Source organism: Paraburkholderia sp. J69-1, assembly GCF_905220255.1.
In the GTDB taxonomy this organism is placed as follows: Bacteria; Pseudomonadota; Gammaproteobacteria; order Burkholderiales; family Burkholderiaceae; genus Paraburkholderia.
In genome coordinates this window covers 327349-344184 of record NZ_CAJMZG010000007.1, presented here as the reverse complement: position 1 = coordinate 344184, position 16836 = coordinate 327349, and the positions used below count along the sequence as shown (strand labels likewise).

Sequence of the window (16836 nt, the reverse complement as noted above, 5' to 3'; positions counted from 1 at the left end):
AGTAAAGGGCCTGAAAGTATAGCGGGCAGGCTCGTGCGCGGCCATATCGCGTCATGTGCAGGTCATGCGATGCGGATCGGCGCAAAGAGGGACGGCACCGCCGCGAGGCGGCGGTGCGGACGTGAACAGGCGATAGGGTGTTGCATAGGTGTTGCGAAGCGCGGCGTGCCGGAACGTCACGCGATCAAGCAGGAAAGCGGCTGGAACCTGGCTGGGAGTGAACCCTCGGAGCCCGAGGAGCCCGAACTCAGCCAGCAAAGAGCGCGTTTTCAGCGTGGACCTTCTGCCGATCCACGGCTTGCAGGCGCCACTGGCCTTCCATTGGCGAATGCGAGGTTTCGCACGACCACGTGGCGTCGCCGTGCGCGGAACTGATTTCCTGGCGGCGGTTCACGTGCAGGCCGCGCAGGGTGCAAAGCGGTTGGTCGGCGAGCGGCGCGCACAGCGCCGTCACACCGTTGGCATCGTGCATCTCGCCCCATTCGGGAAGATCGATGCCCGCGTGCGACTCGCGCGACCAGCGTTGCTGGTCGGTATCGAGCCAGAGCACGGCGTAATCATGATTCACGGTCGGATCGGGACCGTTGATCAAAATCGTCAGTCGCATGTGAACTCCGAAAAGAGCGCGTGGGCGGACGCGCGACAGTCTGGGCCAAGGGAAATTCTCAGTCTAGGACGTATGTTTCCATCCGCAAGTCGTTTATTCACATATTGGGACAACTCAATCTTCAGATTAGGCGATGAAGGCGGGCGGACGTCTGTGACACGCCGTCGCTCAAGGCTTCGAGGCCGTTTGCGGGCATTTCGTTCAACGCACTATCGGCGAGATTGAAAATGGCAATTGGGAACGCAAACGGCATTTCCTAGATTGATAGAGCGGCGGAGTCCGCATAGCGTCTTGCTGCACCGCACGAAGATGCGTCGCGCCGCGTCCCCAAATACAGGATGGAGGCATAGATGACACAGCTCAAAGGCTCGAAGACCGAGCAAAATCTCAAGGACGCCTTCGCGGGCGAATCCCAGGCGAATCGCCGCTATCTCTACTTTGCTGCCAAGGCCGATGTCGAAGGGCAGAACGATGTCGCCGCGCTGTTCCGTTCGACTGCCGAAGGCGAAACCGGCCACGCGCATGGCCACCTCGAATATCTGGAGACGGTCGGCGATCCGGCGACGGGCTTGCCGTTCGGCACGTCGCGCCTGAATCTGCAGGCGGCCATCGCGGGCGAAACGCACGAATACACCGACATGTATCCCGGCATGGCCAAGGCCGCGCGCGACGAAGGTTTCGACGAAATCGCCAACTGGTTCGAAACGCTCGCCAAAGCGGAACGCAGCCACGCCAACCGCTATTCGAAAGCGCTGGACGCTTTGGTCGAATAAGTTCGCGCACGGCACGTCATTACTGGCGCACGCGACGCACTGGCGGCGCGCGGTCCAACCGCGCGCGCGTGCATGCGTGCGCATGGCGTGCCTTACATCAAATAGAAAAAGGAGACGTCATGCCCCACAAGGAAGGCAGTCTCGAAGCGCCTACGCGGCATCCGCTCGACTGGCAAAGCGACGCGTTCTACGATCAGGCGAAGCTCGACGACGAACTCGCGCGCGTGTTCGATATCTGCGCGGGCTGCCGGCGTTGCGTGTCGCTATGCGGCGCGTTTCCGGCGCTGTTCGATCTCGTCGATGAAACCGATACGGGCGAAGCGCATGAGGTCGATAAGGCATCCTATGCAAAGATCGTCGATCAATGCTATCTCTGCGACCTCTGCTATATGACGAAGTGCCCGTATGTGCCGCCGCATCCGTGGAATGTGGATTTTCCGCATCTAATGCTGCGCGCGAAGGCAATTCATTATCGCAACGGCGAGGTGCAACTACGCGATCGCGTGCTGTCGAATACGGATGCGTTAGGGCATCTCGCAGGCATTCCCGTTGTGACGCAGACCGTCAACGCGGTGAACGCCACGAAGCCGATGCGCGCCGTCATGGAAGATGCGCTGGGCGTGGATCGCCACGCATGGCTGCCTTCGTTTGCCACGCGTAAATTTCGCAGCGCGGCGCGCAAGACCACGTCGAGCGAGGTGCGCGACGGCGAGCGCACGCCCGGCAAGGTGGCGATCTACGCAACCTGCTACGTGAATTTCAACGAACCGGGCATTGGCCACGACTTGCTGGCGGTGCTCGATCACAACGCCATTCCCTATGTGCTGGTGAAAAGCGAAGCGTGTTGCGGCATGCCGCTGCTCGAGCAAGGCAATCTGGAAGGCGTGGCAAAGAAACAGGCCGCGAATATGCCGGTGCTTGCGCAATACGCGCGCGAAGGCTATGCGCTGTTAGGCGCGGTGCCTAGCTGCGTGCTGATGTACAAACACGAACTCCCGCTGATGTTCCCCGACGATGCCGATACGCGCGCCGTAAGCGACGCGTTCTGGGACCCGTTCGAATACTTCGTGGCGCGCAATCGCGATGGTCTGCTGAAGACCGATTTCACCACGCCGCTAGGCAAGGTGTCGTATCACGTACCGTGTCACGCGCGCGTACAGAATATCGGCCGAAAAACTTCGGACCTGCTTTCGCTCGTGCCGGAAACGAAGGTGACGGTGGTCGAGCGTTGTTCGGGGCACGCCGGCACATTCGGCGTGAAAAAGGAATTTCACGCGATGTCGATGAAGATCGGCACGCCCGTTTTCAAGCAGATGGCGCTAAGCGATCCCGATTTCATTTCATCGGACTGCCAGCTTGCGGGACATCATATTGCGCAAGGCATCGAAGAGAACCAGCTCGCGAATGCGGAGAGCGGCGCACCGCCGCTTGCGCACCCGCTTACGCTGTTGCGAAAAGCCTATGGCATTTGATACGTACTGCGATGCAAATATCAAGCGAGAGGAACATCCCATGACGATCGCCAGAGATTCGCTGCTGTCGCTGGAATCCTATGCGAAACAGCGCACCGCAATGCGCAGCCAGATTATCGAGCACAAGAAGCGCCGCGCCGTGGCGCTGGGCAATCACCTGACCTTTCTGTTCGAGGACGAAGCGACCATCCGCTATCAGATTCAGGAGATGCTGCACATCGAGCGGATCTTCGAGGAGGATGGCATCCAGGGCGAACTCGACGCCTATCTGCCGCTCGTGCCCGATGGCAGCAATCTGAAAGCGACGCTGCAGATCGAGTACGACAACGAGATCGAGCGGCGAGCCGCGCTTGCGCGTTTGATCGGCATCGAAGACCGCGTGTTCATGCAGGTGGCAGGTGAGCCGCCCGTGCACGCCATCGCCGATGAAGACCTCGAACGCGATAACGCCGAAAAGACCTCGGCCGTGCATTTCGTGCGCTTCGAATTCACGCCTGCGATGATCGATAAACTGCGCGCGGGCGCGGCGTTGTCGATCGGTTGCGATCATCCGCATTACCGTTTGCCCGCGCAGTCGATCGAGGGCGCCGTGCGCGCGTCGCTGGTGAGCGATCTCGCGTGAGCGTGCGTTAAACGTCCTTGCGATACATGACGAAGCCGGGTTTATCGGCGACATCGTCGTAGAGGCGCATGGCCGTGTGATTCGTCTCGTGCGTGTGCCAGTAGACGCGCTTCGAATTCGAGGCCTTTGCGTGCGCATAAACCGCTTCGATCAGCGCGCGTCCCACGCCTTTGCCGCGCAGATCTTCGGCCGTGAAAAGATCCTGCAGATAGCAGATCGGGCCGTCGAGCGTGGTGTTGCGGTGATAGATGAAGTGCACGAGACCCACTACGCGTTCGCCGTGCAGCGCGATCAGCGCATGCATGGGTTCGTAGCCGTCGAAGAAGCGCGTCCACGTGGTTGCGGTAATCGGCTCGGGCAGCGCGGTGGGGCCAAAGCGGCCATAGAAACGGTTGTAGCCGTCCCAGAGCGGACGCCATACGTCGTAATCGGCAGGCGTGACGGCGCGCACCTCGATCGCTTCAGTCATCATGGTTCTCCTTGTCTTCAAGCCGACTCGCGGCAATGTTCGGCAATCGATAACAGACGCCAGCGTAGGCGATTTGTGGCACCATTGTTAGTCCCACCCACGCGACAAAAAATGGAGCCACGAGATTGGACTACGCGCTGATGATGTCGGCCTACGAGCGCCGTGCGCGCGCGAGCGCGGCGCGCCGCCTCACGCAACAGGACCTGCTTTACGAAAGCCTGCGCCGCGCGATTCTCGACGGCGATATTGGCCGTGGTACGCGTCTCGCTTCCAGCCGCACACTCGCGGAAGAACTCGATATCGCGCGTAATTCGGTGCTCTATGCGTATGAGCGGCTGGTGGATGAGGGTTTCGTCACGGCCACGCGGCATGGTTCGGTGGTCAACGATGTGAAGGCCACGGCGGCGCAACCGTCGGCGCAGATCGAGCCGTCCGCAAGCGCCGCGCGCACGCTCTCGCGGCGCGTGCGCGAGCTGCCGCCACGTCGTGCGGCCAGCGGCGCTGCCGCGGCGTTGCGGCCCGGCGTGCCCGCGCTCGACGCGTTTCCGCTCGTGCAGTGGCGCGCGGCGGTGGAGCGTGCGATGCGCGAAGTGGACGCGAGCGAGCTTGGCTATGGCGATAGCGTCGGCCAGCCGGCCTTGCGTCAGGCGATTGCGCAATATGTGCGCGTGTCGCGCGGCGTGCGCTGCCAGCCCGATCAGGTTTTCATCACCGATGGCACGCAGACGAGTCTCGACATCAGCGCACGTTTTTTCGCCGATGTAGGCGAGCGCGTGTGGATCGAGAATCCAGGCTATCTGGGCGCGCGTGTGGCGATGCTCGCGGCGGGATTGTCGCTTGTGCCCATTCCGGTGGACGCTGCGGGTATGGCCGCGCGCGAAGAGGACTGGCGCGATGCGCCGCCGCGCCTCGTTTATCTCACGCCTTCGCATCAATATCCGCTGGGCTGTGTGCTGAGTCTCGAACGGCGTCTGGCGCTGATCGAACATGCGCGGGCGTGCGGCGCGTGGATCATCGAAGACGACTACGACAGCGAACTGCGCCACGACGGGCCGCCTTTGCCCTCGATTCAAGGTCTCGCCGACGATACCCCCGTGATCTACCTCGGCACTTTCAGCAAGACGCTGTTTCCCGCGCTACGCATCGGCTTCATGATCGTGCCGCGCCAGATCGTCCCGCAGATGGAAATGGCGCATCGCACGCTGGTACGGCAGGGACGCGTGGCGGAGCAGCTCGCGTTGGCGGATTTCATCGAGAGCGGGCGCTACGCCAGGCATTTGAGGCGCATGCGCAAGCTCTATCTGGCGCGTCGCGACGGACTCGTGGCGGCCATCGAAAAGCATCTGGGCGGGCTGATGACGGTGTCGGCGGACGCGGGCGGCATGCATTTGAGCGTGCGCCTGGATGCGCCTTTCGCCGATGTGGCCGTGAGCGAAGCGGCGAGGGAACATGGTCTGGCGCTTTCGCCTTTGAGCGCTTACTGGCTGGGCGCAAAGGCCGCAACAGGTGCGAATAGTGCGGATCACGTACCGTATAACGGCTTCCTGCTAGGCTATGCAGAGGCCACGCCTGAGGCATCGGATCGCCTGATGGAGACGCTGGCGAAGGTGATGCGGGAGATGTCCGCCAACCAGGCGCTCTGACCGGATGGCGCGAATGATGCCGATGTTGTCATTTCCGCTTCTATACCGCCTTCGTGCGCAGCCATAGAATCTCTACCTACTCAATCGACCCACCGCGAGACAACGATGAGCCGTCACGACCGAAGCTTGCTCGACAATCCCACATGGTTTGCATTGACCACCACGCAGGCGAAACTCGCTCGCGGCACGGGAGCGGCGCGCCGCTACGATGTTGCGGTGGCGCCGTTCGCGGGTCTGGAAGCCATGACGGAAGAGGCGCTTGGCGCACTCGGCGAACTGCTTGCGCGCGATGAATTCGCCGTGCTGCCATCGACGACGGATCTTCCGGAGGTCGCTGGCATCCACACCGAGCGGATGTTTTCGCTGGTGCAAATGGCAGACGAAGAAAGCGTTGCAATGCCCGAGCACAGCGACGTCATACGGCTCGAAACGAAAGACGTCACCGCGATGCTCAATCTGGTTGAGCGCGCGAAGCCTGGACCATTCGGTATCCGAACGATCGAAACCGGAAACTACATCGGTATTCGTGACGGCGAAAAACTCATCGCCATGGCGGGAGAGCGCATGCGTCTCGACGGCTTTGTCGAAATCAGCGCAGTCTGCGTGGACGACGATTATCGCGGCAGGGGCATCGCCGCGCGTTTGATGAACCTGCTTCGCAACGAGATTCGACAGCGCGGCGACACCCCATTTCTTCACGTGCGCGATGACAATACATCGGCCATCGCGCTATACGAACGGCTGGGCTTCAAGGCGAGAAAGACCTTCGCGCTCTACAAAGTGCAGCACGCGCTCGATCAGAACATCTCCAGTACGCGGTGATACATCATGCCGATTTCCAGAGCGGGCCGACGCCACGCCGGTCCGCCTGGAAAACGCGCGTGACGTACCTGTGAAAACAGCTCGAACGACGCGCGCTCGCCCGCGATGGCCTGCGCGACCACGCGCCCCGCGATGCCGGTGAGCGCGACGCCGTGCCCGGAAAAGCCTTGCACGTAGTAGTAATTCGGGTCCACTGCGCCAAAATCCGGCGCGCGATTACGTGTGACGTCGACGAATCCGCCCCACGCATATTCCACGTTCACGCCTTCGAGTTGCGGGAATACGCCGGTCATGCGCGTCTTCATCGCTTCGGTCAGTCGCGCTGGGGCCGCGCCCGTGGAATCTGCCCGGCCGCCGAACAACAGGCGATTGTCTGCCGACAAACGGAAATAATCGAGGAAGAAGTTGTTGTCGCAAATCGCGGCGCGGCCCGGCATGAGCGCATCGGCGCGCTCGCGGCCCAGCGGTTCGGTCGCGATGATGTACGAGGCGATGGGCGCGATGCGCGCTTCCACGGGCGCGGGCAGCACGCCGCCGGGCGCGGCGTTGCAGCACGAAACGACGAAGCGGCAGCGTACTTCGCCGCGCGCGGTTTTTACCACCGGTTTCGCGCCGCGCACTACATCGAGCACGCGCGAATGCGCGAACAGTTGCGCGCCTTCCTTGCGCGCGGCAGCGGCAAGCCCGAGGCAATACTTGAGCGGATGCAGATGACCCGACACCGGGTCGAACACGCCCGCCAGATAGCTTTGCGAATTCACGCGCGCACGCGTGGCATCGGTATCGAGCCATTCGAGCTTGTCGTAACCCCAACGCGTGCGCGCCGCCTCCATCCACGAACGCAGACTGGGCACGCGCTTGGGCTTCGTGGCGACCGTTGCAAAGCCCGAGGTGAAATCGCACTCGATCCCGTAACGGGCGATGCGCTCCTTCACGAGTGCGACGCCTTCGATCGACAGCGCCCACGCCGCACGAATACCTTGCGGACCAAACTGCTTTTCCAGCACTTCGTCTTTCGCGAAGCCCACCAGCGTTTGCCCGCCATTGCGGCCCGACGCGCCCCAACCCGGCCGATGCGCGTCGAGCACCACCACCGACAAGCCGCGCGCACGGCATTCGAGCGCCACCGACAAGCCCGAGAAACCCGCACCGATCACGCAGACATCCGCGTCGACAACGCCTTCGAAAACCGGGTCGTCGTCGGCGGGGCGCGTGGCAGTGGCTTCGTAATAGGAGTGGCGGGCGAGCACGTCCGCCTGGGCGTCGAGGTCTAGTTTCATCGAGGGTTATCCGTTAAAGCAGGTCCATCAAAGCAGGTCTTTCATGCGATACCACGCCATCGCCAGCACGAGGGCAGGGGTGCGCAGTGTCGCGCCGCCGGGGAAGTCGCGATGGCGGATCTTGCCGAACAGGTCGAAGCGCGCGGCCTGGCCGTGGATCGCTTCGGCAATCAGTGTCCCTGCGAGCCCGGTCGTATTGACGCCGTGGCCTGAAAAGCCTTGCGCAAAATATACCGTAGGCGAGAGGCGGCCAAAATGCGGCGCGCGATTCATGGTGATATCGACAAAGCCGCCCCACGCGTAATCGACCTTCACATCGGCGAGTTGCGGGAAGGTCTTGAGCATGTCGCTGCGCATCGCTTCGCCCAGATTTCGCGGCTCGAAAGTCGAATAGCTGACCTTGCCGCCCCAGAGCATGCGCGTGTCGGGCGCGGGGCGGAAGTAATCGAGCACGAAGCGGCTATCGCAGACAGCCGCCTGCGCGGGCATCAGCGCGGCCATGCGATCCTTGCCGAGCGGTTCGGTGGCGATCACATAGGTGCCCACCGGCATGATCTTGCGAGCGAGTTCCGGCGCGAGTTCGCCCAGATAGGTATTGCATGCGAGCACAACGAATTTCGCGCGCACCTTGCCTTGCGCGGTTTCGATCGTGTGGCCGTCGTGTTCGTTGCGAACGCGCGTAACGGCGCTGTCTTCGAAAATCTGCACGCCGGCTTCGCGTGCCGCGCGTGCGAGACCCAGCGTGTAATTGAGCGGATGCAGATGGCCGCTATCGGGATCGTAAAGACCGCCGGGATAGCGCGCCGATTGCACGTACTGGCCCACGCCATCGCCATCGACATAACGAAAGCGGTCATAGCCAAAGCGCTGCGCGGCTTCGTCGCGCCAACGCTTGAGATCGTCCACGTCGCGCGCTTTGTTGGCGGCGGTGAAATAGCCTTCGGTGAGCGCGCAGTCGATATTGTGCTTCGCCACGCGCGACTTCACGATGTCGAGCGTTTCGAGCCCCATCGCCCACATCTGCTGCACTTCGCTTTCGTTCATGAACTGCCTGAACGTGTCGATACCGCAGGCGAAGCCGCCAATCAGCTGTCCGCCGTTGCGCCCGCTTGCCGCCCATCCGACCTTCGACGCTTCGAGCAGCGCCACGCGATAGCCGCGTTCGGCAAGATTGAGGGCGGTCGAGACGCCGGTGAGGCCCGCGCCGATCACGCAGACATCGGCGTCGAGCGTGCCTTGCAGTGCGGGATGGCGGGTGGCGTCGTTGGCCGTGGCTGCGTACCAGGACGGCGCGTGAGACTGATTGGCGAATTTGAGCATAGAAAAGACGTATGAAATAAAGCGGGCGGCGATGCGGACGTTCCGCAGGCGCGCCGCCCGCTCTCCACTCCTTAGAACGAGTAGATGAACTGCGCTCCCAGCAAGTCATTGCTCTTGCTGTACGAACCGTCGTTACGCAGGAACACGTTCTGCGAAGCCCAGTCGTGGCGATATTCGACCTTCACCGTGATCTGCTGGGTCGGGTAGAACAGCAGGTCGAGCGCTACGTCCTGACGCACGGCGCCCTTGCACTGGAAGCCCAGGCCGCCATTGGCTTCCGAATTTGCCAGGCAGTCCGCACCAATGCCGAAGCCGTTGTACGGGTCCATACCGTTGCCGTTGAGCGCCACGCCGCCGCCGCCGCCGCCGTTCTTGCTATCCACGAGCAGGTCGTAACGGGCGGTCACGCCCATGCGGCCCACCACCGGCGCATTGAACTTGCGGTGCGCGAGCAGCGAGAAGCCGTACCACTGCGCGTTGCCGCCGTTGTACGCCGCGCGCTGCTGCTGGCCGTAATCGACTTCGGCGTTGTACTGGATGTCGGCAGCGGTGTAGCTTGCGTCGACTTCGCCAAAGAAGAAGTAGCCGCCCGAACTCGTGGCCTGACCGCCCGGCCCGTAGACCACCTGGCCTGTCGTCGAATCGGTGGCGCTCGACAGCGTCTGACGACCGATATTGATCGAGCCGCCGATATCGAGTGCGCTCGACATCGTGTAATCCGCGCGCGCCGTGAAGGTCGGGATCTTGTTGCTGGTGGTGATCGGGTCGCCCAGCGCGTTCGTGCCGGTCTGCGTGACCGAGCCGTAGGTGCGGTATTGCTCGTTACCCAGCATGAACTTGAAGGCCCACTGGCTGCCGTCCGGCGTGTAATTCCAGCCCACGCCCACGTAGCTGCCCGGGTCCGAGAAGTCGTACAGCAGGTTGTGCGTGAGGGTCAGCATCTGGTTCGACTGCTGCACCTCGTAACCGCCGAAGCTCGGCATCAAACCGGCCACGAAGGTCTGCGTCGCGGTGATCGGCACCGTGACGACCGCCGTATTCAGGATGTTGTTGCCGATGTCGCCATGCTCGTTGGCCAGCAGCGTGATGCCGTTGCCGCGGTTGGGCATGAGCGTGATTTCCGCCGACGGCGCCATCGGGCCGACACCGAACGTCTTCTTGATGTCGAGGTAAAGATCGCCGAACGTGCTGTTGAAGTAGTTGTACGAGCTTTCGTGGTTTGCGAACAGGAACGACGAAGAGCCTGCCGCGCGGTTATAGATATACGACGGGTCGATATAACCGGTGATCGACAGACCTGCGATCGGGCCGGTCGAGGCGGCATCCGAAAGCGAATCGACCTTCAATTGCTGGCTCGCGATCTGCTGCTTCATCGAGTCGACATCGTCGTTGGTCAGGTGCGCAGGCGCCTTGCCGTAATCGGGCGAGGAGATGTCGACTTCAGGCGCGGCCGCCGTGGTCGTGGCTCCCGACGCGGCTGCCGCGGGCGCAATAGCCAGCTTCGACGAACCCTTTGCCGTGGTCTTCGATCCGGCGAGTTCGCTCTTGAGCGATTTCACCTCTTTTTGCAGGGCATTCAACTGCTGCTGCAGGGCCTTGATCTGATCGCTGGTCGAGTCCGCGAATGCGAGCCCCGGCAGTGCCCCGGCCACCAGCAGACAGATTAACTTCTTCTTCATCGACATTCTCCTTATGGGTCGGTATTGCAGGCGTTTCGACACGTAGTTCTTCTATTTCAATGGTGCTGTTCTGTACTGCTGGCCGTTTTATTGCGGCACGCGTCATCGCGACGCGTGCCGTATTTCTAGCTAGTCAGACTCGCGATTCAGCAATCACGCGGCGCGGCGGCCGATTGGCGCGCCCACTGCACCGGCCGGCGTGCCAGCCGTTGCGGTTTCAGCCGGATCGGGCAGCGCAAACGCCATCTGCATATCGCGCATGCGCTTCTTTTCCCGCGCGCTCATCAACTGATTCACGGCGATCACGCCAATCGTCACGGCCGAGATAAAGAGCGTGGCGAGCGCATTCATTTCCGGGTTCAGACCGAGACGCACACGCGAGAACACCACGAGCGGCAGCGTCGTCGAGCCCGGGCCCGAAAGAAACGCGGAGAGCACCAGATCGTCGATGGAGAGCGTGAACGAGAGCAGCCAGCCCGACAGCAGCGCCTGCGAGATCAGCGGCAATGTGATGACGAAGAACACCTTCAGCGGCGTGGCGCCCAGATCGAGTGCGGCCTCTTCGAGCGACTTATTCATCTCCTTCACCCGCGACTGCACGATGATCGCCACATACGACACGCACAGCATCACGTGACCGATCCAGATCGTGAGAATGCCGCGCCCTGCGGGCCAGCCGATCATCTGCTGAAGGGCCACGAAAAGCAGCAGCAGCGAGATGCCCTGGATCACTTCAGGAATCACCAGCGGTGCATTGATCATGCCGGTGTAGAGCGTGAAGCCGCGGAATCGACCCATGCGGGCGAGCACAAAACCCGCCCACGTACCGATCACAACCGAAGCAAACGCCGTCATCAGACCGATCTTCAGCGAGAGCCACGCCGCCGAAAGCAGCTCGTCATCCTGCAGCAACGCCGCATACCACTTGAGCGAAAAGCCCGACCACACCGTGACCAGTTTCGATTCGTTGAATGAATAAACAATGAGACTGATGATCGGGATATACAGAAACAGAAAGCCGAGTGTGAGAACACTGGTGGAAATCGCGCGATTGGGCTTGATCATTTGCTTTCCTCCAGTTCCTTGACCTGGTAGTACTGAAAGACGGCCATCGGCACGAGCAGCAGCAGCACCATGGCGACGGTGACGGCGGAGGCCATCGGCCAGTCCATGTTGTTGAAGAACTCGTCCCACATGACGCGGCCGATCATGAGCGTGTCCGCGCCGCCGAGCAGTTCGGGAATCACGTATTCGCCCACCGCCGGAATGAACACGAGCAGGCTGCCCGCGATAATCCCGTTCTTGGACAGCGGCAGCGTGATCTGCGTGAACGCCACCCACGGCTTCGCGCCCAGGTCATACGCGGCTTCGAGCAGCGTGAGATCCATCTTGCAGAGGTGCGCGTAAAGCGGCATCACCATGAACGGCAGATACGAATAGACCATGCCGATATAGACACCCGCATCGCTGTGATAAAGGCGCAGCGGCGAGTGAATCAGGCCGATGGCAATCAGCGCGTGATTGAGCAGGCCGTCGTCCTTGAGAATGCCGATCCACGCATAGACGCGAATCAGGAACGAGGTCCAGAAAGGCAGCATCACGCCCATCATCAGCAGATTGCGCGTCGCGGGATTCGAGCGCGCAATGTAGTAGGCGATGGGATAACCAATCAGCAGACAGAAGAACGTCGATACCGCCGCCATCTTCAGCGAGCTGATATAGGTGGCGATATAGAGGCTGTCCTGCAGCAGGAACGCATAGTGCGAGAGCTGCAGGGCGAGATGCACCATGCCGTCCTTCATCTCGACCAGGTTTGAATAGGGCGGAATGCCCATGACCTGATCGGCGAAGCTGATCTTGAGCACCAGCACGAAAGGCAGCGCGAAGAACAGCGCGAGCCAGATGAACGGCACGCCGATCACAGTGCTGCGGCCCGACGGCACGAAGCGCGAGAGGATGCGCGCGAGCGCGCCGCGCCGGGCTACGCCTTGCGGCGCGCCGGAAGAGGAAGTCGAGGGAACGGAACTCATTTAGTCATCCTCCTCATCATGCCGTGAGCACGACGCCGCTGGCCGGCGACCACGAGACAAAGACATCGTCGTTCCAGGCCGGTGCGCCATCGTTCATCAGTTGCGAGCTGGAGAGATTCGACACCACCACCTTGCCACCCGGCAGACGCACGTGATAGAGCGAATAGCTGCCCATATAGGCCACGTCCGAGACCACGCCACGCGCCCAGTTGTGCGGCGTACCCGGCTTCTCGCGCGTCACGCGCACGCGCTCGGGGCGCACCGAAATGCCCACCGGCATGCCCAGCGGCCCGGTCACGCCATGGCTCACATACATGCGCGTTTCGAGGTCTTCGCTTTCGACGAAAATATGATCCGGCTCGTCCTCGACGACCTTGCCTTCGAACAGATTGGTCGAGCCGATAAATTCGGCGGAGAAGCGGCTATTCGGAAACTCATAGACTTCGCTGGGCGAACCGATCTGCACGATGCGGCCTTCGCTCATGACCGCGAGGCGGTTGGCCATCGTCATCGCTTCTTCCTGATCGTGCGTGACCATCACGCAGGTGACATCGACCTTCTCGATGATGTTCACCAGTTCGAGCTGGGTCTTCTGGCGGATCTTTTTATCGAGCGCCGACATCGGCTCGTCGAGCAGCAGCAGTTTGGGGCGCTTGACCAGCGAACGCGCCAGTGCAACACGCTGCTGCTGGCCGCCGGAAAGCTGATGCGGCTTGCGCTTCGCGTAGCGGCTCATCTGCACGAGATTGAGCGCATCGGCCACGCGTTCCTTGATTTCGTTCTTGGGCACGCCTTCCTGTTTGAGGCCGAAGGCGACGTTCGATTCCACGCTCATATGCGGGAAAAGCGCGTACGACTGGAACATCATGTTGACGGGGCGGCGATACGGCGGCAGCGTCGCGAGGTCTTCGCCATCGACAAAGATCTTGCCGGAGGTGGCGGTTTCGAGACCCGCGAGCATGCGCAGCAGCGTGGACTTGCCGCAACCCGAGCTGCCGAGCAGCGCAAAGAGCTCGTTCTTCGCGATGTTCAGGCTCACGTTATTGACGGCGACGCTGTCGCCGAACTTCTTGACGACGTTTTCGATGCGTACGAAAGCGTCGCGGGAGTTGGCCGTCGCGGCAGCGCGCGCGGCTTCGGAGGCATTGACTTGGGACGTCGAATTCATGATGTAACTGGTTCCTTTCTGATCGCGGTACTGCCCGTTCTTGCGTGCCGCGTATAAACGCAGGCATGAGCCGTCCCGCACGGGGCGCTAAAGCGACTCGCGGACGTCAGTACTGCGAACGGAGCTCGTTGGAGACTGGCGCGTCGTCGTTAATCGGGGGCGGCGCGCTCAGCCGGACTTCGAACAGCGGACTTCTGGCGGAGAGGGGTCGAGCGATCCCTCATCCGCGCTTTGTCTCCTTCCATCTCCTGCGGGATTCAGCCGTTCGTCGACGGTTGTCTATCTGATATCCCGACGGGGTTAGGCGCTCAGTGGCCCGTCTTCAACTGCGACCAGAGACGGTTTTCGAGGCGCAGGATTTCGGCCGGCATCGGCTTCATCAGCGTCATCTTCTTGAGGACTTCGTCGCCCGGATAAACGGTCGGGTCCTGTGCCACGCCCGGCGTCACGAACTGGCGCGCCGCCTTGTTGGCGGTCGGGTAGAAGACTTCGTTGGTGATCGCGGCGTTGACCTTCGGGTCCGAGATGTAGTTGATCCACTTCATCGCGGCTTCGGGGTGCGGAGCGTCCTTCGGCACGACCATCACGTCGAACCACAGCAGGCCGCCTTCCTTCGGATTGGTGAACTTGATGTGATACGAACGCTTCGCTTCTTCGGCACGGCGGTGAGCGATGCCCACGTCGCCCGACCAGGCGAACGCGACGCAGATGTCGTTGTTCACGAGGTCGTTGATGTAGCCCGACGAATTGAACTGCGTGATGTACGGACGGACTTTCTTCAGCGTTTCATACGCGGCCTGATAGTCGGCCGGATTCGTGCTGTTGGGGTTCTTGCCCATGTATTGCAGCGTGGCGGCAAAAGCGTCGGCGGCCTGATCGAGGAACGAGACGCCGCAACCCTTGAGCTTCGAGAGATTGGCCGGATCGAAAATCAGCGACCAGCTATCGAGCGGAGCACTGGCGCCAAGGGCTTTTTCGACGGCTTCCTGGTTGTAGCCGATACCGTCGGTGCCGTACGCCCAGGGCACGCCGTACTGGTTGCCCGGATCGGCGTCCGCAATCATGTGCATCAACACAGGGTCGAGATTCGACAGATTGGGGATCTTGGACTTGTCCAGCTTCTGGTACACGCCGGCCTGAATCTGCTTGGCCATGTAGTTCGAGGTCGGCACCACGATGTCGTAACCCGAGCTGCCGGCCAGCAGCTTGGCCTGCAGCGTGTCGTCGCTATCGTAGTTGTCGTACTTGACGTGAATACCCGTCTGCTTTTCGAAGTTCGGGATCGTGTCTTTCGCGATGTAGTCGGACCAGTTGTAGACGTTCAATGAGTCGTCTGCGGCGCGAGCCGGCTGGCTCGCCGTGAGACCCGCGCAGACTGCGAGCGCGGCCAGTGCGACGGCATGACGAAGATGTCTGACACTCATGTTGATTTCCCCAGATGATGAAAGTCGGCGGGCGGCGCCCGCACCCCGTTGTGCGCCGCCGGCCCTTACAGAAGCAGCGTTACGAAAGTCCCAGTTGCTGCGCGGTTGCGTCGATGGCCTTTTTCGCCTTCGACACGATTTCGTCGATCTCGCCGCGCGTAACCACCAGCGGCGGCGAGAGCAGCATGCGGTCGCCCGTGGCGCGCATGATGAGGTTGCCGTTGAAGCAGAAGTCGCGGCAGATCGTGCCCACGTCGCCGCCATTCGCGAAGCGCTTGCGCGCCTTCGGATCTTCGGCGAGCTGCAGACCGGCCACGAGGCCCGCACCAGAAATGTCGCCGATGATCGGATGATTCGCGAAGGTCTCGCGCAACTGCTGCTGGAAATACGGGCCCGTGTCCGTCTTCACGCGCTCGACGATCTTCTCGTCGCGCAGCAGCTTGAGGTTCGCCACGGCCACGGCGGCCGCCACCGGATGGCCCGAGTACGTGAGGCCATGATTGAAGTCGCCGTTCTCGATCAGCACCTTCGCCACGCGATCGTGCAGGCCGACTGCGCCCATCGGCACATAACCGCTCGTCAGGCCCTTGGCCATCGTGATGAGATCGGGCTCGAAACCGAAATGCTGATGCGCGAACCATTCGCCGGTGCGCCCGAAACCGCCGATCACCTCGTCGGCGCACAGCAGAATGTCGTACTTGCGGCAGATACGCTGGATTTCCGGCCAGTACGTCGATGCCGGGAAAATCACGCCGCCCGCGCCCTGGAACGGCTCGCCGATAAACGCGGCGACGTTCTCTGCGCCCACTTCGAGAATCTTCGCTTCGAGCTGCTGTGCACGTGCGAGGCCGAATTCCTCCGGCGTCATGTTGCCTTCGGCTTCGCCGTAGAAATACGGCTGGTCGATGTGCACGATGTTCTCGACCTTCGAGGGCATCTGCTCGTGCATATAGCCCATGCCGCCGAGCGTGCCGCCCGCAATGGTCGAACCGTGATAGCCGTTCTTGCGCGAGATGACGACCTTCTTCGAAGGCTTGCCTTGCGCGAGCCAGAATTGATGCACGATGCGCAGCACCGTGTCATTGCCTTCCGAGCCGCTGTTGCAATAGAAGAAGTGATTGAAGGGCTCCGGCGAAAGCTCCGCGAGCAGCGCGGAAAGCTCGATCACCGGCGGGTGCGTGGTCTTGAAGAAGGTGTTGTAGTACGGCAGTTCCTGCATCTGCGTGTACGCGGCATCGGCCAGTTCCTTGCGGCCATAACCCACGTTCACGCACCACAGACCCGCCATGCCGTCGATGATCTGATTGCCTTCCGAGTCCCACAGATACACGCCCTTGGCCTTCACGATCACACGGCTGCCGCTCTTGTTGAGCGAGCCCATGTCCGAGAACGGATGGATGTGGTGCGCCGCGTCGAGCGCGCGATATTCGGCCGTGCTGCGGGCGCCTTGCGTTGCTTGCGCGCGCAACGTCGTCGGCACTTCCTGGAGTGCGCTGGCGGGGGCGTCGATCCGATAGTTCATTTCTC

At 61.7% G+C, this 16836-nt stretch carries 15 protein-coding genes; 5 read left to right on the top strand and 10 right to left on the bottom strand.

Annotation, left to right across the window (positions count from 1 at the left end; translation table 11 throughout):
* Window positions 1–247 precede the first annotated feature (247 nt).
* Window positions 248–607 (bottom strand): DUF3564 domain-containing protein, encoded by a 360-nt coding sequence (locus U5A67_RS15555; RefSeq protein ID WP_205984419.1) that lies wholly within the window; start codon window positions 605–607, stop codon window positions 248–250.
* 350 nt (window positions 608–957) lie between these two features.
* On the opposite strand from U5A67_RS15555, the gene U5A67_RS15550 reads away from it, so the two are divergent.
* The 3 genes from U5A67_RS15550 to U5A67_RS15540 all read left to right on the top strand — a co-directional run bounded on the left by U5A67_RS15550 (window position 958) and on the right by U5A67_RS15540 (window position 3474).
* Window positions 958–1380 carry a rubrerythrin family protein gene (locus U5A67_RS15550; RefSeq protein ID WP_205984418.1) on the top strand — a complete coding sequence of 141 codons (423 nt, stop codon included), beginning with the start codon at window positions 958–960 and terminating at the stop codon, window positions 1378–1380.
* Window positions 1381–1499: 119 nt separating this feature from the next.
* Window positions 1500–2852: a heterodisulfide reductase-related iron-sulfur binding cluster gene (locus U5A67_RS15545; RefSeq protein WP_321815006.1), complete on the top strand. Its 1353-nt coding sequence runs from the start codon at window positions 1500–1502 to the stop codon at window positions 2850–2852.
* A 40-nt stretch (window positions 2853–2892) separates the two neighbouring features.
* Window positions 2893–3474, top strand: a complete 582-nt coding sequence (locus U5A67_RS15540; protein ID WP_205984416.1) for a DUF3501 family protein — start codon at window positions 2893–2895, stop codon at window positions 3472–3474.
* Window positions 3475–3481: 7 nt separating this feature from the next.
* Here U5A67_RS15540 and U5A67_RS15535 read toward each other — a convergent pair whose 3' ends face one another.
* Window positions 3482–3943, bottom strand: coding sequence for a GNAT family N-acetyltransferase (locus U5A67_RS15535; protein WP_321815208.1), 462 nt, complete (start codon window positions 3941–3943; stop codon window positions 3482–3484).
* A gap of 125 nt (window positions 3944–4068) precedes the next feature.
* Between U5A67_RS15535 and U5A67_RS15530 the strand changes: the two genes are divergently transcribed.
* Complete coding sequence (locus U5A67_RS15530) at window positions 4069–5586, top strand: PLP-dependent aminotransferase family protein (RefSeq protein WP_321815007.1); 1518 nt, start codon at window positions 4069–4071, stop codon at window positions 5584–5586.
* Between the two features lie 243 nt (window positions 5587–5829).
* Window positions 5830–6408, top strand: coding sequence for a GNAT family N-acetyltransferase (locus tag U5A67_RS15525; protein ID WP_321815008.1), 579 nt, complete (start codon window positions 5830–5832; stop codon window positions 6406–6408).
* Here the strand turns inward: U5A67_RS15525 and U5A67_RS15520 are convergent.
* From U5A67_RS15520 to U5A67_RS15485, 8 genes are all read right to left on the bottom strand, one after another.
* Complete coding sequence (locus U5A67_RS15520) at window positions 6384–7688, bottom strand: FAD-dependent oxidoreductase (protein WP_321815009.1); 1305 nt, start codon at window positions 7686–7688, stop codon at window positions 6384–6386. The genes U5A67_RS15525 and U5A67_RS15520 overlap by 25 nt on opposite strands.
* 27 nt (window positions 7689–7715) lie before the next feature.
* Window positions 7716–9008, bottom strand: coding sequence for an FAD-binding oxidoreductase (locus U5A67_RS15515; RefSeq protein ID WP_321815010.1), 1293 nt, complete (start codon window positions 9006–9008; stop codon window positions 7716–7718).
* 71 nt (window positions 9009–9079) lie between these two features.
* Entirely contained in the window at window positions 9080–10687 is a 1608-nt protein-coding gene (locus U5A67_RS15510) for a DUF3138 family protein (RefSeq protein WP_205984410.1), read from the bottom strand.
* A gap of 153 nt (window positions 10688–10840) precedes the next feature.
* Window positions 10841–11752, bottom strand: coding sequence for an ABC transporter permease subunit (locus tag U5A67_RS15505; RefSeq protein WP_321815011.1), 912 nt, complete (start codon window positions 11750–11752; stop codon window positions 10841–10843).
* Window positions 11749–12717 (bottom strand): ABC transporter permease subunit, encoded by a 969-nt coding sequence (locus U5A67_RS15500; protein WP_205984408.1) that lies wholly within the window; start codon window positions 12715–12717, stop codon window positions 11749–11751. The genes U5A67_RS15505 and U5A67_RS15500 overlap by 4 nt, the downstream gene beginning before the upstream one ends.
* Window positions 12718–12733: 16 nt before the next feature.
* A complete protein-coding gene (locus tag U5A67_RS15495) occupies window positions 12734–13885 on the bottom strand; it encodes an ABC transporter ATP-binding protein (protein ID WP_205984407.1) in 1152 nt (383 codons plus the stop codon).
* A gap of 308 nt (window positions 13886–14193) precedes the next feature.
* On the bottom strand, window positions 14194–15309 hold the full coding sequence (locus tag U5A67_RS15490; RefSeq protein ID WP_205984406.1) for a polyamine ABC transporter substrate-binding protein: 1116 nt from the start codon (window positions 15307–15309) through the stop codon (window positions 14194–14196).
* 79 nt (window positions 15310–15388) lie between these two features.
* Window positions 15389–16831 carry an aspartate aminotransferase family protein gene (locus U5A67_RS15485; protein ID WP_321815012.1) on the bottom strand — a complete coding sequence of 481 codons (1443 nt, stop codon included), beginning with the start codon at window positions 16829–16831 and terminating at the stop codon, window positions 15389–15391.
* Between the last annotated feature and the right edge of the window lie 5 nt (window positions 16832–16836).